Here is a 12786-nt window from a genome sequence, read left to right as displayed (position 1 = left end):
GGAAACGCTCTCTCATGCCGTGGACCCAGGAAACGCTCAGCTCGACACCGCCAATTGAGCGGACCGGAGGGAAACTGCTGACGCGTTAGTCGGCGCCTCTCACCGGAATGGGCGCATCAGGGTCCGGATGGAACAGGCGCTGCACAAACCACGTCACGACAGCTAGTCCGACGCCAATCAGATCGGTCACGAGCCCCCCAGATATCAGGAACAGTGCGGCGACGATCAGAAGGCCGCGGATGAACCAGGCTGAGCGCGCCCCGACGAACCACCCCTGCACGCCGCTGGACAGCAGGAACACACCGATGACGGCCGTCACACCTGCGCGTAGGATTTCGAGCGTCGTGCCATCCATCAGGAGCGCCGAGTTGTAGAAGAACATGAACGGCACAATGAAAGCGGCGATGCCGATCTTGAACGAGGCTACTGAGGTTTCTATTGGGTTGGCACCAGATATCCCTGCGGCCGCATAACTGGCCAGTGCAACGGGAGGGGTGATCGCGGAGAGAACCGCGAAGTAGAACACGAAGAAGTGCGCCGTGAGCTGGGGGATACCAAGTTGCACAAGGCCAGGTGCAACCACGCTTGCTGCGACGGCATAGGCCGCGGTCGTGGGCATACCCATACCGAGCAGGATTGCAATGCACATCGCAAAGAACAAAGCCAGAAGCTGGGACGCAGCGGCAAGATCAAGGAGGACCGCAGAGAAACGCGCGCCGACCCCTGTGAGGCTGATGACGCCGACAATTATTCCTGCGCAAGCGCAGACCGCGATGATCTGGATCGACATGACGCCTGCGAGTTCGAACGCCTTAAGTATCGAGCGTAACCCCATACGGTATGGGGTCAGCCAACTGACGACCACTGCCGCAACGGTGGCGAGCGTCCCGGCGCGGATGACTGAGTAGCCAAGGAAGAGCGCATAGATAAGGATGATGATCGGGATGAATAGATAGACCTGACGGACCATCTTGTTAAACTTGGGCAGCTCATCCTCGCGCATGCCGCGCATACCGAGTTTCGCAGCCTCAAAATCAACCATGAGGTAGACGGAGACGAAATAAAGCACCGCTGGGATGATCGCCGCGATCGCGATCTCCTGATATGGGATACCCGTGATCTCAGCCATAATGAACGCACCCGCACCCATGATCGGTGGCATGATCTGCCCCCCTGTTGAGGCTGCCGCTTCGACCGCGCCAGCGGTCTTCTTGTGGTAGCCGACCTTCTTCATTAGCGGGATCGTGAGCGACCCGGTCGCCACCACATTGCCTGCCGAAGTGCCGTTGATCATGCCCATGAGACCAGAGGCAAAAATGGCAACTTTCGCGGGACCGCCCCGCGCGCGCCCCGCTGCAGCAAAGGCAAAGTTGACGAAGTAGTCGCCCACTTTGGAGGCCTGCAGGAATGCAGCAAAGATGATGAACAGGATGATGTAGGTCGAGGAAACCGCTGTCGTTGGCCCAAGAATACCCGCATCGGAATAGACATGGCCGAAGAACCGCTGCCAGCTATAGGCGTTTTCAACTGCGAGGATGCCGGGCAACAGGTGGGCGGTGAAGGTGTAGATCAGGAAAACGCCCGTAATGATCACAAGCGCAAGACCGGCCACGCGGCGGGTCAATTCCATGATAAGCGCAGCGCCCGCCGTGGCGGCAAAGGCCACACCAATTGGTACTTCTGCCGTGCCCACCGAATTGCGAGCGGCAGTGGAGTAGACCACGACCAGATATGCGGCGACGATCAGACCGCAAAGCGCCAAGACAATGTCGGACAGGGCGAAACGATCGCGCTCCACTCGATCGATCCAGCCAATAACAATCGCTGCAAAGGTTGCCACGAGAAGCGGCACACCGAATTGCCAAATCTCAGCTTCGAAGATGCCTTCATAACTGGGAAACGCACCAAGGCGTTCGCTGCCTTCAGGCAGAGACATCCAAATCACGCGTCCTCCAACTTCGGCCGCGTCGCCTGAGCTCAGGAAATTGGCGAAGCCAACAACAGCATATGCCGACCAAGCAACCGGGATGAGCAGGGCGGCAGAGAGCATTTGCAAGCCCGATCCACGTGCCACAAAGCCTGCACCAAATTGCCCAGAGGCGAACAGCAAGAACCCGAGCGCCAAGGCTCCGCCTATGTGGAGGATGCGGAAATTCCATGTCTCCAGTGGGAATTGCGGCAAGAACCATAGTCTCTCGGACCACGTTGTGCGCACGGCTCGCGCCTCACGCGTTAGAGCGGCGGCTTGGTCCCGTGCTGTATCTAGTGCGGTGATGCTGATGGCTATGTCGTCCGCGTTTTCAGCCGTTGACATAGTCTCATCTGCGAGCGCCTTGAGGCGGCGCACCGAATTCCCCTCGAACGCCTCTCCGGCTGGCCCAAGTGTTGCACGCAAATCGTCAAATGCCGCATCTGCGGCGGCATCGGCGCGCTCTGCTTGAATAGTCGCAGGCAAAGCAATGAGGTTCGATAACGAAACGCCGTTCAAGGCGATCATGTGCAGCGCGGCATAAATCGTGGCCACCGCAGCGACGATGAAAAGACTACGGCCTTCAAACAGACGACGGTTTCCTTCGATGGGCTCTTCGTCCACCCCATCTGCAATCAGGTGGTCGTCATCTTTTACCGCGTCTTTCTGCGTCATCGTTCTGTGCTCCGCGTGTCCGAATGCCCACAAAGTATCCGCGCTCTGAAAAGAGCGCGGAGTCGTTTGTCTAGACTTGCCTCAGTGGCAAAAGTACTTAGCCGCCGTGGACCATATCCGCCGGGATGTCAGCGCCCGCGTTTTCCATGAACCACTTTGCGGCACCGGGATGCCATTTCATCACACTGTTGCGGTCCCAGAACTCAGGCAGCGTCGAACGTGCCGCCTTGTGCGTGGCGACCATCCGTTCGTTGTCGGACATGACCGCATTCACGACCTCGAAAACGAAGCTTTCGGGGAGATCGCAATTTGCGATTGCGAAGTTCCACATCGATACGGAACGCGCCGGTGCATCGAGAGTTGTGTAAGTGTCGGCTGCGATATCGAACTGTGCCACCGGGAAAGCAGCGGTGATCTTTGCCTGCTCCTCTTCGGTGAACTCGATGATGTTTACATCGGTTTGCACTTCGAGCTGCGACACGGCGGGGACAGGAACGCCAGCGGCAAAGGCGATCACGTCAAGCAGACCGTCCTGCAACTGTCCACCCAAATCAGACCAACCACCATTGCGACGTTCAAAATCCACACCCAGCTCTTCCATCATGCGCGGGAAGTAGGTGTCTGATGTCGATCCTGCCGGGCCAAAGCCGATTTTCGCTCCGGCTGGAATGTCAGCGACGCTTTCGATGCCTGAAGACGACAGTGCGGTGATCGAGAACGGCGTCTGGTACATCGGGAACATGGCGCACGCGTTGGTCATTTGAAGACCCGGCGCGATTGGGTTGTTTCCAGCAATGGACTCGGCGGCGGGCCCCATAGTGGTCATGCCGAATGCCAGATCGCCCGCATGAACAAGCGACATGTTTTGCATGGGTCCACCGGTGACTTCCGCACCGCCAGCAACGCCGGTCGCCTCAGAAACGATGCCGCCCCAACCGGAGCCGTATCCGAAATATGTGCCACCCTGGGAGCCGGTCCCGATGGTGAAGCTTTCCGGCCAACCTGTGCGGTCCTGCGCCGAAACGTTGCCTGCAGCCGCAAACGTGATCGTCGCTACAACTGCAGCGGCCGTCGTATGTCTAATATTCATGTATTTCCTCCCGAGATCTGAACTCATGCAGCTGCAACGGTACTCAAGCCGCATGTTTCGAATTGTGCAGAAGTTTTAATACGTCTGTTTTGCTTGACACCAGCATCTAGGATGCATCTGCGGTTATACAAATTATTGATATAATGCGCCTCACGCGGTCCGTGAAAGCTCCAGCAAATTCTCTTGAAGAACTCGCAAGAAGGCGTCACGGGATTCATGTCGCGTTTCTTTGAGCCAAACTGCTGACAACGCAAGGCTCTGTTTTGCAATATCCGTCGACCCGTTCAAAGTAACAAAACTGACGCCCCCAACCGCCAGGCGCGAGGCCCATTTGGGAACGACTGCGAGTCCGACGCCTGTGCTGACTAGGCTGACGATCGTTTGTTTTTCTTCGGCGATTTGGGCGATCCGGGCAGTGTATCCTGCCTCGAGCAACAACTTTATCGTCAAATCGTGGCTATGCGGCCGCGAGCCGCGATCCGGAACAATCAATGGCTCATCGGCAAGGTCCGTCACGCTCACAGCCTTGCGTTTTGCGAGGCGATGACCCTCTGGCATGGCGACAACCGCTGTTTCCGAAAAAAGAGGCAAAAAATCGAGCCGACTGTCCGGCGCGTCCGGGGGACGCACGATCGCTATGTCCAAGCGGCCCGATAGCAGTCTCGGCAAAAGACGAATTGTTTTTTGCTCTAAGAGCTCAACGTCGATCTCGGGATAAGTTTCACGGACTTTCGGGAGCAGTTGCGGCATCAGCCCAGCAGCGGCACTGTCAATTGCGCCGATCCGGAGAATTCTCGATTTTCCGTGAGTGCCTTCACGAAAAGTGCGCTCCATCTGATCAGCTTGCTCCACCAAGTCGCGGGCCTGAGCGACGAACTCGCGCCCTGCATCCGTCAACGCTACATGTCGCGTTGTTCTGACAAGAAGTTGTCCACCGAGCCCCTCTTCCAGGAGTTTGATATGCCTGCCGAACGAGGCCGGGAGCATGCCAAGTTTCTGGGCGGCACGGCCGAAATGCTGTGTCTCGGCCACGGCAATCAAACATCGAAGTTGGCGCAATTCCATCTGGGTCTCATTATATCAATTTTTTATATGATACAGCTGCGATTGCTTGTGGTCCAACAAACAAAGATACACTCAACTTCAACGCTTCTCACAGCGTTCCGAATGACGAAGCGTCTAAAGGGGAGTGATATGAAGACATACAGAATCGCCGCTATTCCAGCTGATGGGATTGGACCGGAAGTCATTGCGGCGGGTGTCCAAGCCCTTGAAGCGCTTTCCAAGCGGGATGGCAACTTCCAGCTTGAGTTTGCCCATTTTGATTGGGGTTCGGAACGCTACAAGCGCGACGGCGCGTTGATGCCCGAAGATGGGACGGAGACGCTCAAAGCCTTTGACGCGATCTTTTTCGGTGCAGTTGGCGCGCCTGATGTCCCCGATCACTTGACGCTCTGGGGTCTGCGGTTGCCGATTTGCCAAGGCTTTGATCAATACGCAAACGTACGCCCAACCCGCATTTTACCTGGCATCCAGGCCCCTTTGGCGAATGTCGGGCCAGGGGATCTAGATTGGGTGATCGTGCGCGAAAACTCCGAAGGCGAGTATGCCGGGATGGGGGGGCGCGCGCATCGAGGCCTTCCGGAAGAGGTTGGAACAGAGGTCGCGGTTTTCACACGAGTCGGTGTCACCCGCATTATGCGTTATGCGTTCAAACTGGCCCAGTCACGCCCCCGAAAGCTGCTCACAGTGGTGACCAAATCGAATGCTCAGCGCCATGGTATGGTCATGTGGGACGAGATCGCTGAGGAAGTATCAAAAGACTTTCCTGATGTAACTTGGGACAAGATGCTTGTGGACGCGATGACCGTGCGGATGGTGAAATCACCTCAAGGCTTGGACACAATTGTCGCTACGAACTTGCATGCCGACATATTGTCCGATCTTGCAGGTGCACTGGCCGGGTCTTTGGGGGTTGCCCCAACGGCCAACATCGATCCGGAGCGGCGGTACCCTTCCATGTTCGAACCGATCCATGGATCTGCATTCGACATCACTGGCAAAGGCATTGCCAATCCTGTGGCAACATTCTGGACAGGGGCACAGATGCTCGAACATCTTGGTGAAACGGATGCAGCGCAAAGGCTCATGCGGGCCGTGGAGAAAGTGTGTTTGGACGGAGTCATGACACCTGATGTCGGCGGCCGATCCAATACACAAGAAGTGACGGACGCTGTCTGCGACGCAATTAGGGGCGATAATATTTAGTGCGAGTTCCACCAAGATACGTTGAACCCTGCACTATGTATGGATTTCTGACAAATATTGCGTCGCTCAGCTCTATTCACTGAGGTTCGACCGGAATCTGCCTTCTATCTTTGGTGCAGATGGCGCGCCTTTAGCCCTTCTTCCCAAAGTCTCACGGCAAACCCCGCGTCGATGACCGGCGTGTGTTGAGTGGAATAGTCTGTATCAATCGCAATGGCTGAAGGTGGCGCGAAGCGCCACGTGAATACGGCACACACAAGACACTCTACAACCGCTGGAAACGATGGAGCGACAAGGGCGTCTTCGCCCGAAGGATGGCGGGTCTGGCTGCCGAGCAAGACGAGGAGCGGACTGTGATGATCGACGCTACGTATCTAAAAGCTCACCGAACAGCGGTCAGCATAGGCGTGAACAAGGGGAGCGTGGACGCCTTATTAGTCTAACCAAAGGCGGCATGAACACCAAGCTGCACTCCATTTGCGACTGCCAGGGCCGACCGCTCAACTTGTCGGTCACCGCCGGTCAGATCAGCGACTATATCGGCGCACGGGCATTGTTGAGCAGCCTGCCGGAAGTCGATCGGCTTCTCGGTGATCGTAGTTGTGACGCCGACTGTTTCAGAGAAGCGTTGAAAGACAGAGGGATACGCGCCGGCATCCCTGACCGGAAACAGCGGAAGAAACCAGTGAAGTGCGACAAGCGTCGCTACAAGAGGCGCAACCGCATCGAGGTCATGTTCGGAAGGTTTTAGGATTGGCGGCGCGTGGCGACCCGATACGACAGCTGCCCGAAGGTCTTCCTTTCAGCCGTCGCCCTCGCTACGCTCGTCATCTACTGGCTATAAGTCCTGACCCTAGTAGTTGCTGATGCCGGGTGTAGTGAATGACCGCATTGCGCCTAAAACCACTGTTGTTTGATAGTAGTCGATCATCCTTTCGTCCCGAAGCCCGGTCCGCGTACGCTCGGGACGGCAACCCAGTCAAGTCGCTGGCGTTGGCGGGATCCAGTGTTGGGGTTCTCGATACTGTGCAGTTTGTGAACACTTTATCAGTGACCCAATGAATCAACACCGGTTAGTGTCGTTTGAACAACGCTCAGCGCTTTTCCAGTGGCTACGATCATTTGCGGCAAGATCATCCATTCCAGCATCCAAGCTGCTCCAGACCGCTCTTGCTCGTGTACTAGTGCTTGGTGGATGCCAGACAATTGTGTGGCGTTGAAGCGAGCGAGTGTTTCAAGCAGTTCGGCCTGCACGGGGTTCTGTTTGTGGGGCATGGCGGATGAACCTCCACCGCCGGCAAGCTGGATTTCCGAAATTCCTTGCTGCGACATCAGGGTCACATCCTGTCCGATCTTACCCAACGCTCCCGTTGTCAGGGACAACCAACTGGCGAATTCGGCAATTGTGCTTCTGTCAGTATGCCAGCAGTTTGTAGGATTACTTAGGCTCAACTCATCCGCCATATGGGCTGCAATTTCGTCTCCATCCAGGCCAAACGCCTTTCGATCTCCGACCGCACCACCAAGTTGAATGCAAAGAATAGAGGGCTTGAGTTGTTCTAGGCGAGATTGGTTCTGCAATAATGGTCGCTTCCAGCTATTCATCCTGTCCTTTACAGAAATCGTTAGTGCCGCCTGCATGCGCGTGCGCCCCATCAGGGCATTTTCACCATATTCTGTGATCAGCTGGTCAATTGCGTGAACGGCCTCGTCAAGACGCGATCTCATTAGGGCAAAGATCGGCTTGAGAGTTAGAACCAATGCTGTGTCGATCACATCCTGCGAAGTCATGCCTTTGTGCAAGGCCGAGTGATGCTCTTCAGAAATTGTTTTTCGTATTTCTTTGACCAAGGATGGAAGAACCACGCCATCATTTAGCGTGCCTTTGGCCAATTTAGGCAAATCGGGCGAAAACGCCGCAAGTGAAGCAAGGACCGCGTCGACCGCCTGAGGCTCGGCTTGTCCAACATTCCCCAGAGCGCGTGTGTAGGCGGCCTCGACGGCAAGCATGTTATTCAGCACTGTTTCGGCAGACAGCAGCGATTCCAATTCGGCGTCGCCAAACAGACCGCCAAGCCAAGGATGGGAAAAAACATCAGGCATAGTGGGCGGTCTTTCTAGTTATTTTTGACGATCTAATGATTACACGATCTGGGGTGTTTTCAACCCCAACATTTCACGGGCCTGTTGCCACGTTGCGACGGAGCGTTCGTACTTGTCACAGAGTTCGGCGGCACGTTTAACGAGTGCAGCATTCGACGGGGCAAGTGTTTCGCGATCAAGGCGAACATTGTCTTCAAGACCCGTACGCGTATGCCCACCTGCCGCGATGGACCATTCATTCACGACGATCTGATTTGCCCCAATTCCTGCGGCACACCATTCAGCGTCGGGCGCACGTTCAGTCATGATCTTAGCATAAAAATCAAAGACTTCCTTGTCGACCGGCATCGCGTTTTTTACACCCATGACGAACTGAACGTAGAGTTTGCCGGGCAAAGCGCCGTTTTTGTTCATATGAATGGCCTGTAGGATGTGGCTTAGATCAAAGGCTTCGATTTCCGGAGTGACCTCGTATTTGTGCATCTCTGTTGATAACCAGGCGACCAGATCAGGACTGTTGGTATAAACACGTGTCGGAAAGTTTACCGAGCCAACCGACAAGGACGCCATATCTGGACGCAGGGGCAGCATTCCGCCGCGTTCTTTTTCAGCGCCCGATCGGCCACCTGTCGAAAACTGGATGATCATGCCGGGGCAATGCTTTTCTAGCCCTTCTTTGAGACGCGCAAATTTTTCCGGGTCCGACGTGGTTGTCTGATCGTCGTTGCGCACATGTGCATGTGCAATAGTTGCCCCCGCCTCAAAAGCTTCGTGAGTGCTTTCGATCTGCTCCTCCACGGTGATTGGAACAGCCGGGTTGTTTTCCTTGCGTGGCAGGGAGCCGGTGATGGCGCAGCAGATGATGCAAGGCTTGGTCATGATGGGCTTCCACTTTGGGTGCCCGCCAACCCATGGCTGGCGGGTAAATCATTCAGACGTCGAAGAAAACGGTTTCGTCTTCACCTTGCAGCTTGATGTCAAATCGATAGATTATCTGGCCATCACGTTCACTACGTTTTGCCAACAGGGTGGCACGGCGACGTTCCCATTCGATTACGTTGAGCACGGGATCTTCGGCATTGGCCTCAGCCTCATCTTCAAAATAGATGCGCGTGTTCAGACCGACATTGATCCCGCGTGCAACCACCCAAAGGTTGATATGGGGTGCCTGCTGCCCAACGCTGCGAGCGCGTGTTCGGCCCGGTTTGACCGTGTCAAAGGCCCATTCGCCAGTTTCAAAATCGGTTATGACACGACCCCATCCGCGAAAGCCGTCTTCGACGTCTCCTTCGTCTTCCGGGTGGGCGTAAACCCCATCGGCATTGGCTTGCCAAGCTTCCAGCAAAACGTCTTTGATCGGGGAGCCAGTGCCATCTATCACAACACCTTCGATGCGGATGCGTTCCCCTTTGGCATTGGGGCCGGTGATGTCCCATCCTAGTTCTCGCGTGTAGATGTCAAACCCGGCAGCGCCCGGTGCCAGTCCGATATGGACGTAAGGGCCCGCGGTCTGGGACGGGGTCTCTTTCAGATAATTCAGCTCCTGAGGCATCAGTTCCCCTCCAGACGGTTTTCAAACAAGGTAGATCGGCGTCCACGAAGGATGATGTCAAACTTGTAAGCGATGGTATCAAGCGGGATGGTTGAGTTCATATCCAGCGCGGCAACCAATTGCTCGATCGCATTCGGGTCGGGAATGGTGTTCACGATCGGGCATTTCGGTATCAGTGGGTCGCCTTCAAAATAACACTGTGTGATCAGGCGTTGAGCAAAACCGCTACCGAAGATCGACATATGGATATGCGCGGGGCGCCAGCTGTTCACCCAGTTGCGCCAGGGATATGCCCCGGGTTTCACCGTTCGGAAATAGTAGTAGCCATCTTGGTCCGTAATCGTGCGGCCACATCCCCCGAAATTTGGGTCGATCGGCGCCAGATAAGTATCTTTTTTGTGTCGATAGCGGCCACCCGCATTTGCCTGCCACATCTCGACTAGCGTATTCGGAACAGGGCGTCCGTTCTCATCCAGAACCCGGCCATGAAGGATTATCCGTTCACCAATCGCGCTTGCACCGGGTTGGGCGTAGTTGTAGATCAGGTCGGCATCCAACGGATCGACGTCATTGTGACCAAAGACCGGACCGGTGATTTCACTGACCGAATTCTGCAAGGAAATCAGCGAATATTGCGGTGAGCGCGCGACGCTGGTTTTATAATCCTTGGTGTAAGCGGGCGGGTGCCATTCTCGGTCTCTTTGGTAGAATTCGCCAGGCTTGTTCATCGGCGGTTCGCCTCCTTGGGCTGGGATGTTCAGCGCGTTTCCCAGTGTTATTCGTTTTCCATCTCTTGGTAAGTCTGTTTGGCAAGCTTCAGGGCATGATTGGCGCGCGGAACTCCAGCATAGATCGCGACATGCTGAAACGCTTCCAGAACATCCTGCTTGCTTGTCCCGGTCCGGGCCGTCGCGCGGATATGCATAGGTATTTCCTCAAAATTCCCTAGTGCTGCCAGCAAGGCGAGCGTCAGCATCGACCGTTCGCGATCACTGATACCGTCCGAAGCCCAAACGGTGCCCCATGCGCCTTCGGTGATCAAAGCTTGGAAGGGCTGGTCAAATTCGGTCTTGCCGTTCTCGACGTGATCAACATGCGTATCTCCAAGGATACTGCGGCGTACGGCCATACCTTTTTCGAAACGGTCGCTCATAGGCATGTCTCCTTAAGGAATGTGGTCAGGTGACCGGCAAAGGCCCCGGGTTGTTCCACGCAAGGCAGATGACCAGCGTTTTCGATTTCGACAAAACGGGAATCTGGCACAAGCTGCGTCATTGCGCGGACAAGCTCAGAAGGGCTGGCCCCATCTTCTCTGCCACCAATTCCCAGCACCGGCACCCGTAGTGTGGATGTTGACTCCGACAAATCCGTTTCGGCGATCGCGGCGCAGCAGCCGATATACCCTTCAACCGGCGTTCCAATCAGCATATTGCGCCAAGCCTCTGCTTCCGCAGTTGCAAGGAAATCCGATGCAAACCAGCGGTTGAGAATGGCATCGGCAAGGCTTTCGATCCCGCTCATGCGGATGGCGCTGATACGATCCTGCCACATTTGGGCTTCGCCCATTTTGGTGGCCGTGTTCGATAGAACCAGTGCCTTGATCCTCTGGGGTCTTTGCGCTGCAAGGGATTGGCCTATCATACCACCGATAGACAGCCCGACAAACACACAGGTCGAGACTTCCAGATAGTCCAGCAATGCAGCTGTGTCATCCGTCAGATCCGCCATGCTGTATGGGGCTGGTGGGCAACTAGACAAGCCATGTCCGCGCTTGTCAAATCGGATGATCCGCAGACCATTCGGAAGACGCGACACGATCTTGTCCCAAAGACGCAAATCTGTACCCAACGAGTTTGCAAAGACAATGGGAAAACCATCTGGATCCCCATCCTCTTTCCAGTGCAAGCGCACAGTATTGAGGTCAGCCATTAACATCAGTATGGCAGTCCAACATAGTTCTGGGCAAAGACTGACTGGGCCTCGCGATTGTCACGCAAGAAATTGACATCTGCCTGCTGCATTTTCAGGTCAAACGCGTTCTGCTTTGGGAAACGATGCAACAGATTTGTCGTGGACCAACTGAACCGTTCGGCTTTCCAGATGCGGGCAAGGGCTTTTTCCGAGTATCTGTCAATGCCCTCGCTCTCGCCATCTTCGTAGAATTGACGCAATCCGTTGTAGAGGTAGTGAATATCGCTAGCGGCCGTGTTCAACCCTTTGGCGCCTGTTGGAGGTACGATATGAGCGGCATCGCCGCACAAAAACAAACGTCCCCAGCGCATCGGTTCAGTAACGAAAGACCGAAGGGGCGCGATGGATTTTTCGATCGAGTCTCCGGTCACGAGTTGATCAGCGAATTCATCCGGTATGCGACGCTTTAGTTCCTCCCAAAACGCGGCGTCCGTCCAATCATCGGGCGAATCCGAAAGCGAGCACTGAATGTAGTATCGGCTGAGGTTCTCGTTACGCATCGAGCACAGTGCGAAGCCGCGATCAGAACCAGAATAGATCAGTTCTTCATGCACAGGAGGGGTTTCCGACAAAACGCCGAGCCAGCCAAAAGGATATAGTTTTTCGTACTCCTTGCGGACGGTTAGGGGGATGGTCTGGCGGCTAACTCCGTGGAACCCGTCACACCCCGCGATAAAATCGCAATCAAGCCGGTGTTCTGTGCCCTCAACTGAATAGGTCACATAAGGCGCGTCACCATCGGCATCATGGATACCGACGTTTTCAGAATTGAAGACGATTTTGCCATCCATCGCCTCGCGTGCGTCATACAGGTCGCGAGTTACCTCGGTCTGGCCGTACACGACGACATGTTTCCCGGTCAGTTCACTAAAGTTGATACCAAACCGCGTGTCTTCGTATGTGATGACCGTTCCATCATGAATGAAACTTTCCTTTTCCATCCGATCGGACACACCCGCCTCGCGCATCAGGTCTACAAAGCCTGTTTCAAGAATACCTGCGCGAATGCGACCTAGGACATAGTCCTTGGTCTTCCGTTCAAGCACCACGGATTCGATCCCTTTGCGGTGCAGCAACTGGCTGAGCAAAAGGCCAGACGGACCCCCTCCGATGATGGCGACCTGAGTGCGCATGAGCTCCTCCTCTTTCTCTGCTGAA

11 protein-coding genes and 1 pseudogene are annotated in these 12786 nt (G+C 55.4%); 2 read left to right on the top strand and 10 right to left on the bottom strand.

What is annotated here, in order from left to right:
* Positions 1–85: 85 nt before the first annotated feature.
* From ACXADZ_RS09795 to ACXADZ_RS09785, 3 genes are all read right to left on the bottom strand, one after another.
* The gene (locus ACXADZ_RS09795) at positions 86–2644 is read right to left on the bottom strand and encodes a TRAP transporter permease (protein ID WP_475195749.1); all 2559 of its coding nucleotides are present in this window, start codon (positions 2642–2644) and stop codon (positions 86–88) included.
* Between the two features lie 97 nt (positions 2645–2741).
* Complete coding sequence (locus ACXADZ_RS09790) at positions 2742–3734, bottom strand: TAXI family TRAP transporter solute-binding subunit (protein ID WP_475195746.1); 993 nt, start codon at positions 3732–3734, stop codon at positions 2742–2744.
* 150 nt (positions 3735–3884) lie between these two features.
* Positions 3885–4799, bottom strand: a complete 915-nt coding sequence (locus ACXADZ_RS09785) for a LysR family transcriptional regulator (protein WP_475195744.1) — start codon at positions 4797–4799, stop codon at positions 3885–3887.
* 129 nt (positions 4800–4928) lie between these two features.
* Between ACXADZ_RS09785 and ACXADZ_RS09780 the strand changes: the two genes are divergently transcribed.
* Positions 4929–6002 carry a tartrate dehydrogenase gene (locus tag ACXADZ_RS09780; RefSeq protein ID WP_171669730.1) on the top strand — a complete coding sequence of 358 codons (1074 nt, stop codon included), beginning with the start codon at positions 4929–4931 and terminating at the stop codon, positions 6000–6002.
* A 119-nt stretch (positions 6003–6121) separates the two neighbouring features.
* Positions 6122–6846 (top strand): annotated as a pseudogene (locus tag ACXADZ_RS09775) (IS5 family transposase).
* 203 nt (positions 6847–7049) lie between these two features.
* Here ACXADZ_RS09775 and ACXADZ_RS09770 read toward each other — a convergent pair.
* The 7 genes from ACXADZ_RS09770 to pobA are packed head-to-tail and all read right to left on the bottom strand — an operon-like array spanning position 7050 to position 12761.
* Complete coding sequence (locus ACXADZ_RS09770; RefSeq protein ID WP_475195739.1) at positions 7050–8105, bottom strand: 3-carboxy-cis,cis-muconate cycloisomerase; 1056 nt, start codon at positions 8103–8105, stop codon at positions 7050–7052.
* Positions 8106–8144: 39 nt separating this feature from the next.
* Entirely contained in the window at positions 8145–8984 is an 840-nt protein-coding gene (locus ACXADZ_RS09765; protein ID WP_475195736.1) for a 3-oxoadipate:acetyl-CoA acetyltransferase, read from the bottom strand.
* Positions 8985–9036: 52 nt separating this feature from the next.
* The gene (gene pcaG, locus ACXADZ_RS09760; protein ID WP_475195733.1) at positions 9037–9657 is read right to left on the bottom strand and encodes a protocatechuate 3,4-dioxygenase subunit alpha; all 621 of its coding nucleotides are present in this window, start codon (positions 9655–9657) and stop codon (positions 9037–9039) included.
* On the bottom strand, positions 9657–10385 hold the full coding sequence (pcaH, locus tag ACXADZ_RS09755; protein ID WP_475195729.1) for a protocatechuate 3,4-dioxygenase subunit beta: 729 nt from the start codon (positions 10383–10385) through the stop codon (positions 9657–9659). Before pcaH ends, pcaG begins: the two co-directional genes overlap by 1 nt.
* Before the next feature lie 47 nt (positions 10386–10432).
* On the bottom strand, positions 10433–10810 hold the full coding sequence (gene pcaC, locus ACXADZ_RS09750; protein ID WP_171669725.1) for a 4-carboxymuconolactone decarboxylase: 378 nt from the start codon (positions 10808–10810) through the stop codon (positions 10433–10435).
* Entirely contained in the window at positions 10807–11592 is a 786-nt protein-coding gene (gene pcaD, locus ACXADZ_RS09745) for a 3-oxoadipate enol-lactonase (protein ID WP_475195725.1), read from the bottom strand. The genes pcaC and pcaD overlap by 4 nt, the downstream gene beginning before the upstream one ends.
* Complete coding sequence (pobA, locus tag ACXADZ_RS09740; protein WP_475195723.1) at positions 11592–12761, bottom strand: 4-hydroxybenzoate 3-monooxygenase; 1170 nt, start codon at positions 12759–12761, stop codon at positions 11592–11594. Before pobA ends, pcaD begins: the two co-directional genes overlap by 1 nt.
* Between the last annotated feature and the right edge of the window lie 25 nt (positions 12762–12786).

It is taken from the genome of Ruegeria sp. ABM4_193, assembly GCF_056158705.1.
Note: the sequence above shows the minus strand (reverse complement) of the source record. Positions and strands in the feature narration are given on the sequence as shown.

Bases quoted from the DNA above. Each gene is read 5' to 3' on its own strand.
- ACXADZ_RS09795 (WP_475195749.1), bottom strand. From the start codon at position 2,644: ATGACGCAGAAAGACGCGGTAAAAGATGACGACCACCTGATTGCAGAT.
- ACXADZ_RS09790 (WP_475195746.1), bottom strand. From the start codon at position 3,734: ATGAATATTAGACATACGACGGCCGCTGCAGTTGTAGCGACGATCACG.
- ACXADZ_RS09785 (WP_475195744.1), bottom strand. From the start codon at position 4,799: ATGGAATTGCGCCAACTTCGATGTTTGATTGCCGTGGCCGAGACACAG.
- ACXADZ_RS09780 (WP_171669730.1), top strand. From the start codon at position 4,929: ATGAAGACATACAGAATCGCCGCTATTCCAGCTGATGGGATTGGACCG.
- ACXADZ_RS09770 (WP_475195739.1), bottom strand. From the start codon at position 8,105: ATGCCTGATGTTTTTTCCCATCCTTGGCTTGGCGGTCTGTTTGGCGAC.
- ACXADZ_RS09765 (WP_475195736.1), bottom strand. From the start codon at position 8,984: ATGACCAAGCCTTGCATCATCTGCTGCGCCATCACCGGCTCCCTGCCA.
- pcaG (WP_475195733.1), bottom strand. From the start codon at position 9,657: ATGCCTCAGGAGCTGAATTATCTGAAAGAGACCCCGTCCCAGACCGCG.
- pcaH (WP_475195729.1), bottom strand. From the start codon at position 10,385: ATGAACAAGCCTGGCGAATTCTACCAAAGAGACCGAGAATGGCACCCG.
- pcaC (WP_171669725.1), bottom strand. From the start codon at position 10,810: ATGAGCGACCGTTTCGAAAAAGGTATGGCCGTACGCCGCAGTATCCTT.
- pcaD (WP_475195725.1), bottom strand. From the start codon at position 11,592: ATGTTAATGGCTGACCTCAATACTGTGCGCTTGCACTGGAAAGAGGAT.
- pobA (WP_475195723.1), bottom strand. From the start codon at position 12,761: ATGCGCACTCAGGTCGCCATCATCGGAGGGGGTCCGTCTGGCCTTTTG.